Source organism: Nonomuraea sp. NPDC050680 (genome assembly GCF_040654555.1).
Taxonomy (GTDB): Bacteria; Actinomycetota; Actinomycetes; order Streptosporangiales; family Streptosporangiaceae; genus Nonomuraea.
The window spans coordinates 136,874-156,314 of sequence record NZ_JBFAIF010000011.1 but is presented as its reverse complement, the minus strand read 5'-3'; the positions used below and the strand labels follow the sequence as shown (position 1 = coordinate 156,314).

17 protein-coding genes are annotated in these 19,441 nt (G+C 70.9%); 12 read left to right on the top strand and 5 right to left on the bottom strand.

All coding sequences use genetic code 11. The annotated features are described in order from the left end of the window. The first annotated feature begins 105 nt into the window (after positions 1-105). The 8 genes from AB0H88_RS31695 to AB0H88_RS31660 all read left to right on the top strand — a co-directional run bounded on the left by AB0H88_RS31695 (position 106) and on the right by AB0H88_RS31660 (position 10,273). A complete protein-coding gene (locus AB0H88_RS31695) occupies positions 106-1,743 on the top strand; it encodes a PspC domain-containing protein (protein ID WP_357650883.1) in 1,638 nt (545 codons plus the stop codon). Beyond that, positions 1,733-1,936, top strand: a complete 204-nt coding sequence (locus AB0H88_RS31690; protein ID WP_357650881.1) for a hypothetical protein — start codon at positions 1,733-1,735, stop codon at positions 1,934-1,936. Before AB0H88_RS31695 ends, AB0H88_RS31690 begins: the two co-directional genes overlap by 11 nt. Positions 1,937-2,006: 70 nt before the next feature. Further along, the gene (locus AB0H88_RS31685) at positions 2,007-2,489 is read left to right on the top strand and encodes a (2Fe-2S)-binding protein (RefSeq protein ID WP_357650879.1); all 483 of its coding nucleotides are present in this window, start codon (positions 2,007-2,009) and stop codon (positions 2,487-2,489) included. After that, positions 2,486-4,801: a xanthine dehydrogenase family protein molybdopterin-binding subunit gene (locus AB0H88_RS31680; protein ID WP_357650877.1), complete on the top strand. Its 2,316-nt coding sequence runs from the start codon at positions 2,486-2,488 to the stop codon at positions 4,799-4,801. Before AB0H88_RS31685 ends, AB0H88_RS31680 begins: the two co-directional genes overlap by 4 nt. Next, positions 4,798-5,652: a xanthine dehydrogenase family protein subunit M gene (locus AB0H88_RS31675; RefSeq protein WP_357651170.1), complete on the top strand. Its 855-nt coding sequence runs from the start codon at positions 4,798-4,800 to the stop codon at positions 5,650-5,652. The genes AB0H88_RS31680 and AB0H88_RS31675 overlap by 4 nt, the downstream gene beginning before the upstream one ends. Positions 5,653-5,727: 75 nt before the next feature. Further along, positions 5,728-6,450, top strand: a complete 723-nt coding sequence (locus AB0H88_RS31670; RefSeq protein WP_357650875.1) for an SRPBCC family protein — start codon at positions 5,728-5,730, stop codon at positions 6,448-6,450. Between the two features lie 125 nt (positions 6,451-6,575). Continuing rightward, positions 6,576-9,212 carry a CDP-glycerol glycerophosphotransferase family protein gene (locus tag AB0H88_RS31665; protein ID WP_357650873.1) on the top strand — a complete coding sequence of 879 codons (2,637 nt, stop codon included), beginning with the start codon at positions 6,576-6,578 and terminating at the stop codon, positions 9,210-9,212. Next, positions 9,209-10,273, top strand: coding sequence for a glycosyltransferase (locus AB0H88_RS31660; protein WP_357650871.1), 1,065 nt, complete (start codon positions 9,209-9,211; stop codon positions 10,271-10,273). Before AB0H88_RS31665 ends, AB0H88_RS31660 begins: the two co-directional genes overlap by 4 nt. Before the next feature lie 12 nt (positions 10,274-10,285). On the opposite strand, the gene AB0H88_RS31655 is transcribed toward AB0H88_RS31660, so the two are convergent. Genes AB0H88_RS31655 through AB0H88_RS31645 form a run of 3 tightly spaced genes read right to left on the bottom strand, consistent with a single transcriptional unit; the run spans position 10,286 to position 13,665 of the window. After that, positions 10,286-11,335 carry a sulfotransferase gene (locus AB0H88_RS31655; protein ID WP_357650869.1) on the bottom strand — a complete coding sequence of 350 codons (1,050 nt, stop codon included), beginning with the start codon at positions 11,333-11,335 and terminating at the stop codon, positions 10,286-10,288. A 16-nt stretch (positions 11,336-11,351) separates the two neighbouring features. After that, positions 11,352-12,176 (bottom strand): CDP-alcohol phosphatidyltransferase family protein, encoded by an 825-nt coding sequence (locus AB0H88_RS31650; protein WP_357650867.1) that lies wholly within the window; start codon positions 12,174-12,176, stop codon positions 11,352-11,354. Positions 12,177-12,225: 49 nt separating this feature from the next. Beyond that, positions 12,226-13,665, bottom strand: a complete 1,440-nt coding sequence (locus AB0H88_RS31645; RefSeq protein WP_357650866.1) for a glycosyltransferase family 2 protein — start codon at positions 13,663-13,665, stop codon at positions 12,226-12,228. Between the two features lie 156 nt (positions 13,666-13,821). Between AB0H88_RS31645 and pseH the strand changes: the two genes are divergently transcribed. Together pseH and pseI are read left to right on the top strand one after the other, a co-directional pair. After that, on the top strand, positions 13,822-14,322 hold the full coding sequence (pseH, locus tag AB0H88_RS31640; RefSeq protein WP_357650864.1) for a UDP-4-amino-4,6-dideoxy-N-acetyl-beta-L-altrosamine N-acetyltransferase: 501 nt from the start codon (positions 13,822-13,824) through the stop codon (positions 14,320-14,322). Between the two features lie 51 nt (positions 14,323-14,373). Beyond that, positions 14,374-15,417: a pseudaminic acid synthase gene (gene pseI, locus AB0H88_RS31635; RefSeq protein ID WP_357650862.1), complete on the top strand. Its 1,044-nt coding sequence runs from the start codon at positions 14,374-14,376 to the stop codon at positions 15,415-15,417. Between the two features lie 104 nt (positions 15,418-15,521). Here pseI and AB0H88_RS31630 read toward each other — a convergent pair whose 3' ends face one another. Together AB0H88_RS31630 and AB0H88_RS31625 are read right to left on the bottom strand one after the other, a co-directional pair. Continuing rightward, a complete protein-coding gene (locus tag AB0H88_RS31630; protein ID WP_357650860.1) occupies positions 15,522-16,517 on the bottom strand; it encodes a hypothetical protein in 996 nt (331 codons plus the stop codon). Further along, a complete protein-coding gene (locus AB0H88_RS31625) occupies positions 16,514-17,242 on the bottom strand; it encodes a glycosyltransferase family protein (protein ID WP_357650858.1) in 729 nt (242 codons plus the stop codon). The genes AB0H88_RS31630 and AB0H88_RS31625 overlap by 4 nt, the downstream gene beginning before the upstream one ends. Positions 17,243-17,330: 88 nt before the next feature. Here AB0H88_RS31625 and pseB point away from each other — a divergent pair, with 88 nt between their 5' ends. Further along, positions 17,331-18,314, top strand: coding sequence for a UDP-N-acetylglucosamine 4,6-dehydratase (inverting) (gene pseB, locus AB0H88_RS31620; protein ID WP_357650856.1), 984 nt, complete (start codon positions 17,331-17,333; stop codon positions 18,312-18,314). After that, positions 18,314-19,438, top strand: a complete 1,125-nt coding sequence (locus tag AB0H88_RS31615; protein WP_357650854.1) for a DegT/DnrJ/EryC1/StrS family aminotransferase — start codon at positions 18,314-18,316, stop codon at positions 19,436-19,438. The genes pseB and AB0H88_RS31615 overlap by 1 nt, the downstream gene beginning before the upstream one ends. Positions 19,439-19,441: the final 3 nt, after the last annotated feature.

Here is a 19,441-nt window from a genome sequence, read left to right as displayed (position 1 = left end):
CATCGTCACATGTCCGCCGCGTTGGGGACATCAGGGAACAACCCCCGGGTCGGCTCAGGGGTCTCCCGGATGCAGACAGCGGGCCGGTGGGGCCACGATAGTGGCATGACAGAAGCACCACCCAAGGAACCGGCCGCCCCGCCGACCGCGCTGCGACGTAGCAGCGAGGGGCGCTTCCTCATGGGAGTCTGCGCCGGACTCGGGCGCTACACCGGGATCGACCCGGTGGTGTTCCGCGTGGCCTTCGCGGTGCTGCTGTTCGGCTCCGGGATGGGGCTGTTCCTGTACATCGCGGCGTTCCTGCTGATGAAGGAGCCGAACGGACGGCCCGGTTACATCGAGCAGTGGACCGGGCGCGACTTCGACGCCGCCACCGTGATGGCGCTGCTGACGGCGGTGCTCGCCGCCGGGCTCGGCCTCAACCTGGCGACGGTCTGGCTCGACTCGGGCACGCTGGTGGTCGGCATGATGCTGGCCATCGGGCTGCTCGCGGCGCACACCAACGGCGTGGACCTGCTCGGCCTGGTCCGGTCGATGCCCGAGCGGCTCACCCGTCGCGCTCAGCCAGGCGAGTCCGAGCCGTACCTGAACGACTTCGCGTATTCGCCCATTCAACGCCAAACCACGCCCACGGCAGGCTATGTGCGGCCCCGCCCGGCCGCCGAGCCGCACACACGCGAACCGGTGACGGAGACGGCGACCGCGTCTCCCGCTGGATCAGAGCCGCCGACCGCCCCGACGCGCGTCAACCCCGTCCCCGCCGACGTGCCGAACGACGACCGGGCCACCGACGAGCCCAGAGAAGCACCGATCGACAAGCCGGCCGATGAACCGGCCGCCGTTCGCGCGGAGCCGTACGAGAGGGCGGAGCCGTACGAGAGGGCGGAGCCGTACAGGATCGCGGAGCCGCGCCCGAGGCCTGCCCCCGAGACCCCGCCCCCGCCCCCGCCGGCCGCTCCGACGCGCTCCCGTACCGACTCGATGACCGCCCTCAGCTACGGCGAGCCGTTCGCGCCGAACGGCCCCTTCCAGCCGCTCGACCCGCGCAGGCGAGCCGTCGGCGGCTACTTGCCGTACGACCCCGCCCTGTACGGCAGGCCGACGCCCCCGCCCCGCCAGAAGCAGAAGCGGCCCAGATCGTTCATCGGCGCCATGACCATGTTGCTGGCAATCATCATTGGAGGGATCGTCGTGGCGGTCCAAGCCAGGTCCGCCTCGGGGGTCAGTCCCACCCTGGTCGGCGGCGCCGTACTCGTCACCATCGGCGCCGGGCTGCTGATCGCCGCCTGGTGGGGCCGCGGCGCGGGCCTGGTCGCCTCCGGCACCATGGTCGCCCTGCTGATCGGCCTCGGCATGATGGTCGGCGATCTGCCGCGGAATGTCGGCGACTTCGTCTGGCGGCCGACCACCGTGGCCGAGGCGAACCGGATCTACGACGTGGGCGTCGGGGACGGCCGGCTCGACCTGTCCGAGCTCAAGCTCACGCCGGGCGCGAATCTGACGGTCAACGCCAAGGTCTCGATCGGCGAGCTGATGGTGATCGTGCCACCGACGGCGCGGGTCGAGGTGCACGCCACCAACAAGGTCGGCGACATCAAGGTGGACCAGTCGCTCAGAGGCGGCGTCGACGTCAAGTTCGACAAGGTACTGGAGCCCGACACGCGTCCGAAGGGCGCCATCCCGACCATTGTGCTGAACCTGCGGGGCGGCGTCGGCGACATGGAGGTGCGGCGTGCCGCGTGAGGTCGACAAGCCGCGCAGGGTGCACCGGACGGACTGGATGGCACTGCTGAGCGGCACGCTCTTCGTGGTGCTCGGCATCCTGATCCTGACCCGGGCGATCACGGACCCGCTGGTCCTGGTGTCTGTGGTGATCATCGGGCTGGGTTTCGCGGGGTTCGTCGCCGTAATCGCGCGGGTGATCCGCGGTAAGTAACCCTTGACCGGGAAAAACACCGGCGTACGTTGGCCTTGTCCGCCTTTCCCGCGTTCCTCTGGGAGGACGTATGCCTCGGACAGCCATCACCGTCGACGGAGTCAAGTACGAGGAGGAAGTCGAGCCGCGACTCCTTCTCGTCCACCTGCTACGAGAACGTCTGGGCAAGACCGGCACCCCGGTCGGCTGCGACACCAGCAACTGCGGCGCCTGCACCGTCATGCTCGACGGCAAGAGTGTGAAGAGCTGCTCGGTGCTCGCCGTGCAGGCCGACGGCTGCGACGTCGTCACCATCGAGGGCTTGGGCGCCAACGGGTCGATGCACCCGATGCAGCAGGCCTTCCACGAGGAACACGCCCTGCAGTGCGGCTACTGCACCCCCGGCATGGTCATGGCCGCGATCGACCTGCTCAGGGACAATCCGGACCCGTCGGAGGACGCCATCAGGGAGGGCCTGGAAGGCAATCTCTGCCGGTGCACCGGCTACTGCAACATCGTCCGCGCGGTACGCCGGGGCGCGCAGGAGATGGGCCAGGCGGTGAGGACGCCATGACCGAGGTCGGCAAGGCGAGGAAGCGCAAGGAGGACAGGCGGCTGCTGACCGGGCGTACCCAATGGACCGACAACCTGCGGCAGCCGGGGATGCTGCACGTCATGTTCCTGCGCAGCCCGATGGCGCACGCGCGGATCACCCGGGTCGACGTCTCGGCGGCGCGCGACCTGCCGGGCGTCGTGGCGGCCTTCGGCGGCCAGGACTTCGCCGCCGAGCAGGGCAGCCTGCCGTGCGCCTGGCCGGTGAGCGAGGACATCGTGATCCCCGACCACCCGCCGATGGCCGTGTCGGAGGTGCGGTACGTGGGCGAGGCCGTCGCCTGCGTGGTGGCCACCGACCACTACCTGGCCGCCGACGCGCTGGAGGCGATCGAGGTCGACTACGAGCCGCTGCCGGCCGTACTCGACATGAACGAGGCGCTCGCCCCCGACAGCCCCAAGGTGCACGAGGCGGGCAACCAGGCGTTCACCGTGAAGATCACCTCGGGTGACGTCGAGGCCGCCTTCAGGGACGCGCCGGTGGTCATCGACCGGACCTACATCCAGCAGCGGCTCATCCCGAGCGCGATGGAGCCGCGGGCGGTGCTCGCCGGCACCGACGGTGACTCCTTCACGCTCTGGTCGTCCACGCAGATCCCGCACGTTCTGCGCGTCATGCTGGCCGTGGTGACCGGCATCCCGGAGCACAAGATCCGGGTGATCGCGCCCGACGTGGGCGGCGGGTTCGGCTCCAAGCTCCAGGTCACCGCCGAAGAGGTGCTGTGCCTGCTGCTCACCAGGCGGCTGGGCAAGCCGGTCAAGTGGACGGAGTCCCGCTCCGAGGGCAACCTGACCGTGCACCACGGCCGCGACCAGATCCAGCACCTCAGGCTGGCGGCCGAGGCCGACGGGCGGATCCGCGGGCTGCAGGTGGAGCTGCTGGCCGACATGGGCGCCTACCTGATGCTGGTCACTCCCGGCATACCGATGCTCGGCGCGTCGATGTTCAACGGCATCTACAAGATGGACGCCTACGAGTTCGGCTGCACGGGCGTCTTCACCACCAAGATGCCGACCGACGCCTACCGTGGCGCGGGCCGCCCAGAGGCGACGTACGCCATCGAGCGGGTCATGGACGAGCTGGCCGCCGAGCTGCGGCTGGACCCGATGGAGGTACGGCGGCGCAACTGGATCAAGCATGAGGAGTTCCCGTACACCACCATCTCCGGGCTGACCTACGACTCGGGCAACTACGAGGCGGCGACGGACCGGGCGATGGCGCTGTTCGGCTACGACAAGCTGCGCGCCGAACAGGCCGACCGGCGGGATCGGGGCGACCCGGTCCAGCTCGGGATCGGCGTGAGCACGTTCACTGAGATGTGCGGGCTGGCCCCGTCCCGGATGCTCGGCGCGGCCAACTACGGCGCGGGCGGCTGGGAGCACGGCTCGGTACGCATGCTGCCCACCGGCAAGGTCGAGGTCATCACCGGCACCTCCCCGCACGGCCAGGGCCACGTGACGGCGTGGAGCCAGATCACGGCCGACGCGCTCGGCGTGCCGTTCGAGGACATCACGGTGCTCCACGGTGACACGGCGATCGCGCACAAGGGCATGGACACCTACGGCTCGCGCTCGCTGACCGTCGGTGGCATCGCCGTGCTCAAGGCGTGTGACAAGGTCAAGGACAAGGCCAGGAAGCTCGCCTCACACCTGCTCGAATGCTCGCCCGACGACCTGGAGTTCGCCGAGGGCGTGTTCACGGTGAAGGGCACCGACTCCCAGAAGACCATCCAGGAGCTGGCCTACGCCGCGTTCACCGCCCACGACCTGCCCGAAGGCGTCGAGGCCCGGCTCGACTCCGACGCCACCTTCGACCCGGAGAACTACTCCTTCCCGCACGGCACCCACCTGTGCGCGGTGGAGGTGGACACCGAGACCGGCATGGCGAAGATCCGCTCGTACGTGGCGGTCGACGACGTGGGCACGGTGGTCAACCCGCTGATCGTCGAGGGCCAGATCCACGGCGGCATCGCGCAGGGCGTCGCGCAGGCGCTGTACGAGGAGGCCGTCTACGACTCGGAGGGCAACCTGCTCACCACCACGATGGCCGACTACCTGCTGCCGACCGCGATGGACCTGCCGGACTTCGTCACCGACCGGACCGAGACCCCGGCCACCAGCAATCCGCTGGGCGCCAAGGGGGTCGGCGAGGCGGGCACGATCGCCTCGACCCCGGCCGTCGTCAACGCCATCGTCGACGCGCTGCGACCACGCGGCATCCACGACATCCAGATGCCATGTACACCCGAGCGGATCTGGAGGGCGCTGCGATGATCCCGGCCCAGTTCGACTACGTCCGCGCCGGCTCGCTCGGCGAGGCCGTCCAGGAGCTCGCCGCCGACGAGGACGCCAAGGTCCTGGCCGGTGGCCAGTCGCTCCTCCCGCTGCTCCGGCTCCGGCTGGCCTACCCGTCGAAGCTGGTCGACGTGGGCCGCCTGCCCGAGCTGACGGGCGTGCACGACCGTGGCGACCACGTCTTCATCGGCGCGATGGCCACGCACGACGAGGTGCTGCGCTCCGGCGTGGTCAACGCCGACTGCCCGCTCGTGGCGCTGGCCACCGCGACGGTCGCCGATCCCGCCGTACGGCACCGCGGCACGTTCGGCGGCTCGCTGGCGCACTGCGATCCGGCGGGCGACCTGCCCGCGGTGGTCCTGGCGCTGGAGGGCGTCTTCGTGGCCAGGTCGGCCGAGGGCGAGCGGGAGATCCCCGCCGCCGAGTTCTTCGTCGACTACCTGGAGTCGGCGCTGCGGCCGGGAGAGGTCCTGGTCGGGGTGCGGCTCCCGAAGCTCGGCGCCGGCTGGGGCTATCACTACGAGAAGTTCCACCGGACCGCGCAGTCGTGGGCCATCGTCGGGGTGGCCGCGGCGGTCAAGCGTTCCAACGGAGCGATCGAGCAGGCGCGGATCGGCCTGACCAACATGGGCCCGACGCCCGTGCGGGCCCGCGCGGTGGAGACCGCCCTGCGCGGCAGACGGCTGGGCGATGAGGTACGGCAGGCGTGCGAGGAGGCGGCGGCCGGCACCGCTCCGCCCTCCGACCTGCACGCCCAGCCCGACTATCGCCGGCACCTGGCCAGGGTGCTGACCCATCGCGCGATTGTCCACGCCGCCGGGTCTCCCTGACCGGTTCGAGGGGGCGCCCCTTCCGGGCGCCCCTTCTCAGTCGTAATGTCGCAATCAGCGGAGAGGAGCGGATCCATGGCGATGCGGTTCGAGCATGAGTTCAGCGTTCCGGTGCCGGTCGAGCAGGCGTGGGCCGTACTGCTCGACGTCGAACGGGTCGCGCCGTGCCTGCCGGGGGCCTCGCTCGACCTCTTCGAGGGCGACGAGTTCACCGGCCGGATGAAGGTCAAGGTCGGCCCGATCACCGTGACCTACCGGGGCGTGGCCAGGTTCGAGAACGTCGACAAGGACGCCCATACGCTCACCATCCAGGCCTCGGGCAAGGAGGCGCGCGGCGCGGGGACGGCCTCGGCGACCGTCAAGGCCACGCTGACGCCGGGCGACGGGTCCACCACGGTCCTGGTGGAGACGTCGTTCAACGTGACCGGCCGGCCCGCCCAGTTCGGGCGCGGCGTCATGGCCGAGGTCGGCGCGAAGCTCATCGACAGGTTCGCCGCCAACCTCGCGCAGTTGCTGACCGAGCCGGCTCACGAGGCGCAGGCGGCGGCTGAGCCCGCGCCCGCCGTGTCCATACCCGCGGAGCCCCTGGAGGGCGAACCACGGCTGAGCGTGGTGCCCGGTCCCGAGGAGGACGTCCGGCCCGCCGGGACGCTGCGCACGTCGCGCACGCCCGACGAGGAGGCGCTCGACCTGCTGGAGATCGCCGGGACGCCGCTGCTGAAGCGCCTGGCGCCCGTCGCCGGGGCGATCGCGGGGCTGCTGTTCATCGGCTGGCTGATCAGACGCCTCATGCGCTGATATCGGCCGGCTGATCAGGACGCGCTGATTCAGCAAAGACACCATCAAGTCCGGACACTTCTCCCGAAGCCGGGGCAGTTCATCCCTACATGTCTTATTTCGGGGGACATTCGGGGGAGATGAGCATGCCGGACTGCACTGTTGTCGTGATCACCTACAACGACGCGGCCCGCCTGCCCAGGGCCGTGCGATCGGTACTCGGCCAGTCGCTACGCGACCTCGAAGTGATCATCGCCGACGACGCGAGCACCGACGACACGCCCCGGGTGGCGAGGGAGCTGGCGCGGTCCGATCCCCGTGTCCGCTACCTGCGCCGGCAGGTCAACAGCGGCGGCTGCGGCGCACCGCGCAACGACGGTCTCGACGCGACGACCGCACCGTACGTGATGTTCCTCGACAGCGACGACGAGCTGCCCAGGCACGCCTGCAAGAGCCTGCTCGGCGAGATCGAGCGGACCGGCGCCGACTTCGTGGCCGGGCAGATCTCCCGGCTGCACGAGCGGAGCGGCCGGCTGGCGCCCTACTACCCGTCGCTGTTCGCCAGGCGGCGGGTCGTGGCGGGCATCGGCGAGGAGCCCGAGCTGTTCCTCGACTGCTTCAGCACCAACAAGCTCTACGACGTGCGCTTCCTGCGCGAGAACGGGCTGCGCTTCCCGGAGGACCTCCACTACGAGGACCACGTCTTCGCGGCCGGCCTGTACGCCGTCTCGCGCCGGTTCGCGGTCGTGCCCTGGGTGGTCTACCACTGGCACCGCGCGCCCGACGACCGCTCCATCTCGCTCAGCATCAAGGAGATGGACAACGTACGGCAGCGCGTGGCGGCGGCCCGGATGAGCGACGACGTGCTGCGTGCCCACGGCGCCGGAGACCTGGTGCCCGACCGGCAGTACCGCTTCCTCAGGCAGGACCTGCGCGTGTACCTCAACCCGCTGCCCAGGCGCGGCCGGGTGTGGGCGAAGCAGTTCGCCGCCCTCGTGCGGCCGTACCTGGAGGAGATCCCGCCTGGGGTGTTCGAGCGGATCGAGCCGATGGCCCGGGTCTGCTGCCATCTCATCCTCGGCGACCGGGTCGACGACCTGCTGGTGGCCGCCCGATCGCTGCCCGACCCGTGTGCCGCCCCACGGGCCGCCGTACGCCATGAGGGACGGACGTACTGGGGCACAACGGTCACGCCCGGCATGGACATCACCCGGCTCCGGATGGCCGAGCTGCCTTACACCGCCGCCCGCCTGCGGCACGAAGTGACCGAGATCGCCGGGGACGGCGAGCGGATCCGGATGACAGTGCACACCTACGACCCTTTCGGCGCGCTGCCGGTCGACTGGACGGCCTTCCTCCAACTCGGCGGCCAACGCGTCCCCATCCAGCCGGTCGCGTCCGGTGACGGCGGCTACGTGAGTGAGATCACCTTCACACCCGCGGCCTCGTGCGAGCCGCGCATCGGGTTCACCAGGAGCTCCGACGGCCGCACCACGACCGACCGGCTGATGGCCCCGCCCGCCATGGAACCGATCGCGCTGCCGGCCGCGCGCACGGTCACGGCCGAGGGCAACGCCGCGTACCTGCGCGTACGCGTGCCCTCGGTCAGGTCACGGCTCCACCGGATCAAGCGCCGGTTGCTGCGGCGGTTCAGCACCCCGGCGATGAAGCTGCGCTTCTACAAGACGGTGATCCGCCTGCTCCCGTCCCGCCTTGACCTGGCCCTGTTCGAGGCGGACGTCGGCAAGGGCTACACCGGCAGCCCGCGCGCCATCTACGAGGAACTGCGCCGGCGCGGCCTGCCGATCCGCGTCGTCTGGTCGGTGGCCAGGTGCCGGGCGAACTTCCCCGCCGACGCCCGGCTGGTCCGCCGCGGCGGCTGGCGGTACGTATGGCTGCTGGCCCGCGCGGGCATCTGGGTCGACAGCCACGGCTTCCCGCTCAACTACCCGAAACCGCCCGGTACCCGCTATCTCCAGACCTGGCATGGCCAGGGCATCAAGTCGGTCGGCTTCGACGCGCCCGACCTGCGCGCCGACTTCGACCGCCCGCGTGCCGAGTGGCGCGCCGCCGTCGCCCGCTGGGACGCGCTCGTCTCGCCGAGCGCCGAGTTCTCACGGGTCTTCCTGCCCTCCAACGGCTACACGGGCCAGGTCCTCAGGTACGGCACGCCGCGCTGCGACGCGCTGGTGCGCCAGGAGAGCAGGCACGACGTCCTGCGACGGCTGGAGATACCGCCCGGCAGGAAGATCCTGCTGTACGCGCCCACCTATCGCGACCGGGCCAAGAACAGCGGCCGGTCGATCCGGGCGGACCTGGAGCTGATGGCCGAGGAACTGGCCGGCGAGTGGGTGCTGATCCTGCGCACGCACCCGGTGGAACGCTTCAGGACCCCGCAGCACGTCAGGCACTTCGTCCGGCCCGCCGGGTCGTACCCGGAGATCAACGACCTGATGCTGGCCTCGCACGCGCTGCTCACGGACTACTCGTCGGTGATGTGCGACTACGCGCTGACCGGCAAGCCCATGGTGTTCCTGATCGACGACTGGGACGAGTACCGGCTGACCGAGCGGGGCGTCTACCACGACCTGCCGGCGATCGCCCCCGGGCCGTGCGTCACGACGACCGAGGAGGTGGTCGAGGCACTACGGGAACTGCCGGCCGTACACGCGGCCCATGCCGAGCGGTACGCGGCCTTCCGCGAGCTGTGGTGCGCGGACGAGCGGGGGGACGCCGCCGCGCGCGTCGTGGACGCCTTCTTCGGGCACCGGGCGGCGTCATGACCGTGGTGTTCGCCTGCATGGACGCCGACACGCTGGGGGGCATCCAGCAGGTGACGCACACCCTGGCGCAGGGGCTGGCCGAACGCGGCTACGACGTGCACGTGGTCGGGCTGCACCGGGCGGCGGCGCCGTTCCGCTACGTCGAGGAGCCCGGCTACCGGCACCACGTGATCAGCCCGGAACCCCTGGGACCGCAGAGCGCGCGGGCACACAGGCGGGCCGACGAGCGGCTGGCGGCCCTGTTCGACCCGATGCGGGGAGGTTTCGCGGTACTGACCTCGCCGGGGGTGGTGACGCGGCTGACGTCCGTCCTGCCCGGCTCGCTCCATCGGGTCGGGCAGTATCACGGCTCGTACGAGCACGCCCGCGGCTGCTGGCATTTCGGCTCGATCCGGCAGCACTACCTCAAGCTCGACCAGGCGGTCTTCCTCAGCGAGGACGACGCCTGGCGCTTCTCCGAGGAGGCGCTGCTGCCCAACACCTGGGCCCTGCCCAACCCGCTGGCGCGCTGGCCGGAGGAGGCGTCCGGGATGGAGACCCCCCGGGTGCTGGGGGTGGGGCGGATGGAGGGGGTCAAGCGGTTCGACCGGCTCATCAGCGCGTTCGCCAGGGCCGGCGCGCCGGCGCCGTGGGAGCTGCACCTGATCGGCGACGGTACCGAGCTGGAGCGGCTGCGCGCGCACGCGGTGCGTGAGGGCGTCGGGGAGCGGGTGGTGTTCAGGGGCCGCGTCCCCGCCGACCGGATGACGGGCGAATATCTGGAGGCGGCGATCCTGGGGCTGACCAGCGAACACGAGGGGCTGCCGGTCGTGCTGCTGGAGGCGGCGGCGCATGGGGTGCCCGCGGTGGCGTTCGACGTGTCGGGCGGGGTGCGGTCGGTGGGGCCGGTGCTCGTCCCGGCCGGGGACGTCGGCGCGTTCGGCGCGGCGCTGGCCCGGCTGATGGGCTCGGCGTGGGAGCGGCGGCGCCTGGGCGCCGCCGCTCGGGCACGGGCCGGCACCTTCCGGCTCGACCACGTCCTGGACCGCTGGGAATCCCTGTTCGTCCACCTGACCAGGTGACGAGCGGATCTACTACCGCGCGCGCTGGGCCAGCTCGGGCGCCTCGTTGCGCGGCTGCGGTATCCCGGCGAGCAGCTGCTGCTTCGAGGTGAGCAGCGCGGCGACCGGGCTCGGCTCGCGCAGCCGGTTGATGCGGTCGCGCACCATCTTGCGCATCCGGCTGGCGCGGCGCTTCTGCATCGTCTTCTGGCAGGCCACCAGGTGCTCCTTGGCCGCCGCCGGCGCGCCGGTCAGCTCGTAGCCGTTGGCCTCCAGCCGGTCACCGAGCACCTGCTCGCACAGCGCGATCTCCCAGGCGTCCAGCCGCTTGGCCCAGCTGCCCACCCTGGCGCGGGTGACCTCGCTGTGCGTGTTGCTGTGCCAGACCTTGTGCACGGGGACCGCCACGCTGGCCGCCTCGCGCGGAGAGACCGTACTCGGGTCGAAGTCCTCGTCGAGGAAGTGGCAGAGCTTCTTCATCTCGGTCGCCGGGTCGTCGGTGAGGTCCTCGTACCGCAGCTCGTAGTAGGTGTCCTCGGGCAGCATCCGCCGCAGCCTGTTGCCCGCGTCGATGGCCTCGGCCCAGGTGGAGACCGCGTGGAAGGAGTCCAGCGTGTACCAGGGCATCTCCTTCAGCGACGCGACGCAGTCGCGGCCGTCCCTGATCAGGTGGATGAACTGGGCGTCGGGGAAGAGCCTGAGCAGGATGTCGACCTGCTTGACGTAGCTCGGCCGCTTGTCTCCCCAGCGGGCCTTGTCGAAGCGGTCGGCGTACATGCGGAAGGTGGTGCCGAGCACCGAGCCGAGCGTCCCGGGCCCGTCCACGACCTGCTGGACGAAGTCCTCCTTGTCGATCTTGAGCTCCCGGAACTTGGTGCTGCGGTCGCCCGCGATCCACTCCGCGAGCGCGCGGCGGCGCTCCTCGACGCGCAGGTCGCCGAACGAGCGGCGCCGGTGGTAGACGGGCACCAGGAACCTGGTCTCCGGCGGCACCGCGATCCGCGGGTGCGAGTGGAGCATGAGCTGCAGCATCGTGGTGCCGGAGCGCGGACAGCCGACGACGAAGATGGGCCGGTCTGACATGAAAACCCCCGAAAACTTAGACGAGAACGTGCTCTCGGCTCCTCGTGGAGGGCACGCTGTGCTTGCGTGTGAAGAGCCACATCCGGTGGACGAGGAAGACCTCGTTGACCAGCAACGAGACACTGGCGACCGCGGAGACCGGGATCAGCGCCACGGTGCCCACGAGCGGCGCGATCACGAACACCGCGGCGTGGAACTCGATGCCGCTGATCAGGTGGGCACGGATACGGCGGCGGACCATCGCCTTGTTGATCCGCCGCATGAAACGACGTGAGCGGGTCATCGGCGGCCTCTGGCGCGGTATCCGCACCTCGGGCTCGTCCTCCTCCTCCGCCCGGACCTCCCCGTCGGCCTCCCGCTCGGCCTTGACCGTCTCGCGGACCCGCTTCATCTGCGGCGCGTTGACGTACCTGAACAGGTCGACCACGGCCACCGCCGCGCCCATGACGATGTAGCGAACGTCGCCGGTGATCGCGTACTGGCCGTAAGCGAGACCGGTGGCGCAGCACACCACCCTGATCCGGTCGCCGACGTAGTCGAGCCACAGGCCGAAGGGCGTCCCCGAGCCCTTGAGCCGCGCTATCTTGCCGTCAAGGCAGTCCACCATGAAGCTCAGATAGAACATGGCCGCCCCCGCGGCCAGCAGGTCCATCGCAAGACATACGGCGGACACCATGCCGAGGACCAGCGAGACCACCGTGAGCTGGTTGGGTGTCAACCGTGTGTGGTTGGCCACCAGTAGAGCTGCCCGGCAGGCGACCGGGTCCACGAAGTACACGGTCCACCAGGAGTCTCTCCGCTTGCGTGTCGCGTAGACGTCATCGAGCGAATAGGTCCTCATGGCTTCCAAGCATGGCGACACACCGCCGTGATCCAATTACTCTCTGGAACTACTGGGCGATGTCCATGCTGGTTCTTGACCATCCTGGCACCGACAGCCGCCAGACCTTCTGCGCCTCGGCATCGCGAAAGCACGTCTTGAGCACCAGGCCGCACAATTCCACCCGGGCGTGCAGCCGCCAGCTCGGGCCGCCCTCTTGGAGCATCGCCGGGTCGATCTCCACCGAGACGCCCTGCCCGCCCGTGCGCCGTACCTCCAGCGGGACCCGGCGCTCGCCGTCGGTCAGCCACATGCCGACCCGGTTCGGCTCGCGCGCCACCCGGTGCAGGGCCACCTCGCCGCGCACCTCGAAGCGGCTGCCCGTCCAGCCGCACTCATGGACCGTGGCCAGCAGCTTGACCTCGTCGCTCGCCTCGAAGACCGCGTCGGGGATTTGGAGGGTCCGGTCCCGGAAGTAGGGGTAGTCGCCGTACCAGCCGATCTCGTGCGGCACGATGGGGGTGCCGTCGACCGAGTCGCGCCTGAACCTGCGCACCACCCGCAACTCCTCGACCAGGCCGCGGCCCAGCAGGTGGAGTTCGAGCCTGCGCAGCGACGCCACCTCGCCGAGAGCGACGGGGCTCAGACCGGCCAGCCACTCCTGCGAGAGTTCGAGCAACGGCCCGAGCTCGTCGTCCTCGGCGTACTCCAGCGCCTGGAACAGGAACAGGAGGTCCTTCTCCAGCACCACGGCGTCGAAGGCGTCGGTGAGCTCGGGCGCCTGCTCGGCGAGGAAGGCCCGGACCGCGCGGATGGCGGCCAGCCGTTCGGTCAGGTTGGGCAGCTCCGCCCGCCGCTGGGTGATCGAGCTCTCCCCCTCCTCGCGCTTGCGCCAGTGGTAGACGACGTCAGGCAGCACATCGACGGCCTTCGCCAGCACGTGCGCCCGCATGCTGAGCGGCACGTCCTCGTAGATGCCCGGCGGGAACTCCAGCTCGTGCGCGCGCCAGAAGTCCTGCCGGTAGACCTTGTTCCAGACCGTGCGGTCCCTGATCAGGGACTGGCGCTCCCGGATGTGCGCGGCCCGCGCGGGGCGCCGGAACGCCTTCTCATGCATGGACGACACGGCCAGCTCGCCCTCCGTCAGGCGCAGCACCCCGCCGCACGCGAAGTCCGAGCCGCTCTCCCGCAACGACTCGATCAGCAGCTCGTACGCCTTGGGCGGCACGACGTCGTCGCTGTCCGCGAAGGCCAGATAGGTGCCGCGGGCCCGCCGGATCCCCGCGTTGCGCGCCGGACCGGGGCCCTGGTTCGGCTGGTCGAACAGGACGAAGCGCGGATCGCGGTCCGCGAACTCGCGGGCCACCCGCGCGCTCCCGTCCAGTGAGCCGTCGTCCACGAGAATGACCTCGATGTCCTCCAGCGTCTGAGCCGCCAGAGATTCCAGACATTCGCCGATATACGGCTCTACGTTGTAGATCGGGACGACGACGCTGAGCATGGGCGTCATACCGAGGAGCTCCCTTGGGGTCGGGGTTGGGGTCGAGGGCAGCATGCCCTGGCCATCACTCCGGCACGACGTTCGATGCCGCACTCTGATCAGCTTTTTGCCGGATGGATCCGCTACGTTGTGCAATGGATCGAGCGCGCTGAGTAGGGGGAAGCCGTGCTGAGACCCGTACACGACCATGAGCTGCCCGCCATCCGCCGATGGCGCAACCACCCGAGGGTGCGGGCGGCGAGCTTCACCACCCACGTCATCGCCGAGCACGAGCACGCCCGGTGGTGGGCCGCGGTAAAGGACGATCCGGCCAGGCGGGTGCTGATCTACGTCCACGACGGGACGGCCGCGGGGGTGGTGACGTTCTCCGGGCTCGACCCCGCCGCGCGAAGCGGCGAATGGGGGTTCTACCTCGACCTGGCCGGGCTGGAGCCGTCGGGCGCGCTGCTGCCGGCCTGGATCGGGCTGGAGCGGGCCGCCATCGACCACGCCTTCGGGCCGCTGGGGCTGACCACGCTGCGGGGCGAGGTGCTCGCCCGCAACGAGGCGGCCAGGGGGCTGCACCGGCGCTTCGGCTTCACCGAGGTCGCCGTCCACCGGCGCGACATCGACGGCGTCCGCCGCGACGTCGTCACCGTGCAACTCATCAGGAAGGACGACTCATGAGAAAGGACGGCTCATGAGGAAGGACGGCTCAATGAGGAAGGACGACCTCGCATGATTACCATCGCCGGGCGCGCGATCGGGGCGGAACAACCCCCCTTCGTCATCGCCGAGATGTCGGGCAACCACAACGGCCGCCTGGAGCAGGCTCTCGCCATCGTCGACGCGGTGGCCGACAGCGGCGCGCACGCCCTGAAGCTGCAGACCTACCGCCCCGACACGATCACCGTCGACGCCGACGGCCCCGCCTTCCGCCTGGGTGAGGAGCACGAGCTGTGGGGCGGCGAGCGTCTCTACCGGCTCTTCGAGCGGGCGCACACGCCGTGGGAGTGGCACGAGCCGATCTTCGCCAGGGCTCGCGCGCGGGGGCTCATCCCGTTCTCCTCGCCCTTCGACCCCACGGCCATCGATCTGCTGGAGAGTCTCGGCGCCCCGGCCTACAAGATCGCCTCTTCGGAGATCGTGGACCTCCCCCTGATCAGGCTCGCCGCCGCCACGGGCAAGCCGCTGATCATCTCCACCGGCATGGCGTCGATCGGCGAGATCCACGCCGCCGCGGAGGCCGCCCGCGAGGCGGGCTGCACCCAGCTCGCCATGCTGGCCTGCACCGCCTCCTACCCCGCCGCGCCCGCCGAGAGCAACCTGCGCTCGCTTCCGCTGCTCGCCGGGCTCACCTGCGCGGTCGTCGGCATCTCCGACCACACGCCCGGCATCGGCGCCGCGCTCGCGGCGGTCGCGCTCGGCGCGTGCCTGATCGAGAAGCACGTCACGGTGGACCGGGGCGACGGGGGTGTGGACTCGGCGTTCTCGCTGGAGCCCGCCGAGCTCGCGGCGCTCGTGGTGGAGAGCGAGCGGGCCTGGCAGTCGCTGGGCAGCGCGGTCATCGGGCCGCGGGCCTCCGAGCGCGAGGGGCTGCGGTTCCGGCGGTCGCTGTATGTCGTACGGGATGTGCGGGCGGGCGAGCCGGTGACGGAGCAGAACGTCCGCTCCATCCGGCCGGCCGGGGGGCTGCCGCCGTCGGCGGCGGCGCAGGTGATGGGCCGCCGCTTCGCCAGGGACGCCACACTCGGCACACCACTGACCTGGGACCTGGTCTGACGCACGCTCGGTTCACCGCTCTGACGGGCGCCTGGTAGGCGCCCGGTTCAGAGGAGGGACTGACTCGTTCAGGGACTCGTTCAGGGACTCGTTCAGGGACTCGTTCAGAGGAGGGCGAGGAGCGCGTCGGCGACGCGCTCCCGGCCGCGGCCGTCGATCAGCCCGGCGCCACGCCTGCCGTACTCCTCACGGGCCGCGGGGTCGGCGAGCAGGCGGGCCAGGACACCGACGGCCGCCGCGTCCGGGACCGGTCCCAGACCCGCCGCGAGTTCGCCGCCGACCAGCGCCTCGTAGCCGATCAGCTGGTTGTCGGCCACCCAGCTCAGCGCGGTGGGCACACCCAGATGGAGCAGCTCCCAGACGGCCGAGCCCGCCGCGGTGATGACCAGGTTGGCCTCGGCCATCAGGCCGGGCAGCCGGTCCGTCGGCGCAATCACCGTGATGGGCCCGTCCACCTCGAACGGCACCGGGCTGACCACGGTGGCCCGGAACGGCAGCCCGGTGGCACGCAGCGCCCCGGCCCAGGCCGGCGCCACACCGGCGCTGTCGGTGCCACCGAAGAAGCACAGCACCAGCGGCCCCTCCGGCCGGGCCGGGCGGCGGCGGGAGGTCCCCCGCATCAGCAGGACGCTGTCCCGCAGCAGCACATAGCGAGCCCCCGCCAGCCGCCCGCCCCACGGTCCGTACGCGGCGGGCTGATGTGGGAAGGGGCGCAGCTCGGCGCCGAGATTCTGGTCGAGGTAGAGGTCCGCCTCCTGGCCCAGCGGGTCGCCGTCGACGATCGCCAGCACGGCCGTGCCCGCCGCCCGAAGCGCCGCGCCCGTACCGGGGGCCAGCACGTACGAGTCCAGCACCACCGCGTCCAGCCCGAGCACCCCCACCAGCTCGGCCAGCGCCCGCGGCTCCGAAGGCGCCGGGCACAGCGGGAACGCGCGCTGCCGCAACTGCGACTCCGCCCACGCCGACTCCGCCACGTCCCCGAGGAACAGCACCTCGGCCCCCCGCCCGCACAATTCCTCGGCCAGCGCCACGCAGCGCATCAGGTGACCGACCCCGCTCGCCACGCCCGCGTCGCAGCGGAACCCCACCCGGTGCGTCACGCCTCCTGCAACGCCTTCTGCGCCACGTGCGCGTTGAGCTCGCGCACCTCGGGCCGCTCCCGCAGCCAGCCGACCAGCGACCGTACCGGCACGCACCGGTCACCCAGCTCCGCGACGACCCGCGAGAGGAGCCGCCAGTCGTCCTCCGTGTCGAGCGTGACCCGCAGGTCGGCCGCCGACGGCGCGTAGGCGAGGCCGAGCAGCCGCGACTCCCCCGGATGCGTGTAGAGGTAGGAGGTGACGTGTGTGCGGTGATGCGCGGTGGCCTCCAGGTCGGCCCGTTTCAGCGCGGCCAGCCCCGCGATCTCCACGTCGAGCCCGCGCGGCAGTGTGCGCGCCAGGCTCGTGCTCAGATAGTCGAGGCCGGGCACTGCGCGGAAGACCAGCGCGGCCTCGCGGATCACCACCGGGTCGAGCAGCGGGCAGTCCGCCGTGAACCGCATGACGGCGTCGCCCGGGTGACCCCGCAGCACCTGCGTGAACCGGGTGAGCACGTCGTCGACCGGTCCCCGGTGCCAGAACACGCCGAGCCGGCGGCACTCCGCCACCACCACGTCATCGGCCTCCTCCGTGGTGGTCGCCACCACCAGGTCGTCGACCGCGGCCGCCTCGCGTACCGCACGGACCACCCAGCCCAGCACGGAGCGGCCCCCGAGATCGCGCAGGACCTTGCCCGGCAGGCGCGTCGAGCCCATGCGCGCCTGGATGATTCCGACAATCCGCACCGAAGCCCCATTCCCCGCTGTCACCATGCGTCATCGAACGATCGCGCTATGCTACCGGGCAGCTCGGATGACTACGGCGGGGGGCCGCGTGAGCATTCTCAGTGGATCGTCAATTCTGATCACCGGAGGCACGGGGTCCTTCGGCAAGGCTTTCGTCCGTCACGCGCTGGACCACCTCGACGTGCGCCGCATGGTGATCTTCTCGCGTGACGAGCTCAAGCAGTACGAGGCACGTCACCTGTTCGACGACGACCAGCGGCTGCGCTGGTTCATCGGCGACGTGCGCGACAGGGATCGCCTGGCCAGGGCCATGCACGGCATCGACTACGTCGTGCACGCGGCGGCACTGAAGCAGGTCGACACGGCCGAGTACAACCCGTTCGAATACGTCAGGACCAACGTCTCCGGCTCCCAGAACGTGGTGGAGGCCGCCATCGACTGTGGCGTGCGCAAGGTCGTCGCGCTCTCCACCGACAAGGCGTCCAGCCCGATCAACCTGTACGGCGCGTCGAAGCTGGTCGCCGACAAGCTGTTCGTCTCGGCCAACCACTACGCCGCCAGCCACATCACCCGCTTCGCCGTGGTCCGCTACGGCAACGTGGTGGGCAGCAGGGGCTCGGTGGTGCCGTTCTTCCTGCGGCTGGCCCAGGAGGGCGGCAGCGTGCCGATCACCGACAAGCGGATGACCCGGTTCTGGATCACGCTCGACCAGGCCGTCCGATTCGTGGTCGACTCCTTCGACCTGATGCAGGGCGGCGAGCTGTACGTGCCGCGCATCCCCAGCATGCGCCTGCCCGACCTGGCCCAGGCGCTGGCGCCCCGCAGCCCGGTCTACGAGATCGGCATCCGGCCCGGCGAGAAGTTGCACGAGGAGATGATCGGCCCCGACGACGGCCGCAGGACCCTGCGCCTGAGCGACCGCTACGTCGTGCAGCCGACGATCGCCAGCTGGGGCTACGTGCCCCCGCAGGGCGGCGAGCTGCTGCCGGACGGCTTCGCCTACCGCTCCGACACCAATGACCGCTGGCTGTCGGTCGAGGACCTGCGCGCCATGGTGACGGTGGGCGTCTGATGCTCCCCTACGGACGGCAGTCGATCGCCGACACCGATGTCCAGGCCGTGACCGAGGTGCTGCTCGGGGAGTGGCTGACGACCGGACCCATGGTCGGCTCGTTCGAGGCCGAGCTGGCCCGCTGGACGGGCGGCGTGCCGTGTCTGGCGGTCACGTCGGGCACGGCGGCCCTGCACGTCGCGTACGCGGCGGCCGGGATCGGGCCGGGTGACGAGGTGATCACCTCGCCGCTGACGTTCGTGGCGACGGCCGCCACCGCCGCCATGCGCGGCGCCCGGGTGCTCTTCGCCGACGTGCAGCCCGACACGGGCAACCTCGATCCCTCGTCGGTCGAGTCACTGGCGGGCGACGGCACCAGGGCGATCACCGCGGTCGACTACGCGGGCCATCCCGCCGACTACGACGAACTCCGCGCGATCGCCGACCGGACCGGGTCCGTGCTGATCGGCGACGCCGCCCACTCCCTCGGCTCGCTCTACAAGGACCGGCCGGTCGGGGAGCAGGCCGACCTCACGACGTTCTCGTTCTTCCCGACCAAGACCGTGACCACCGCCGAGGGCGGCGCCGTCGCCGTACGCGACCGTGACCGCTATGTCCGCGCCGCCCGTTTCCGCAACCACGGCCTGGTCCGTGACCCGGCCGAGCTGCGTGATCCCGGCCACGGCGGCTGGCACCAGGAGGTCCACGACTTCGGCCTCAACTACCGGCTGCCTGACGTGCTCTGCGCGCTCGGCCTCAGCCAGCTGCGGCGACTCGAACGCTTCCGCGCGCGGCGGATCGAGCTGGTCGCCCGCTACAACGCGCTGCTCGGCGACCTGCCGGGCCTGACGCTGCCCGCGTGGCGCCCGTACAGCACGCCGTGCTGGCACCTCTACCCGGTCAGGGTCCGTGACGGCCGGCGGCGGGAGGTCTACGAGCGCATGCGCGCCGAGGGCATCGGGGTGCAGGTCAACTACATCCCGGCCTACTGGCACCCGGTCTTCGAGGACCTCGGCTACCGGCGCGGGATCTGCCCCGAAGCCGAGGCCTACTACGCCGAGCAGCTCTCACTGCCGCTCTTCCCCGACCTCACCGACTCGCAGCAGGACGAGGTCGTCGATCGGCTGCGCGCTATCCTGGGCTAACTG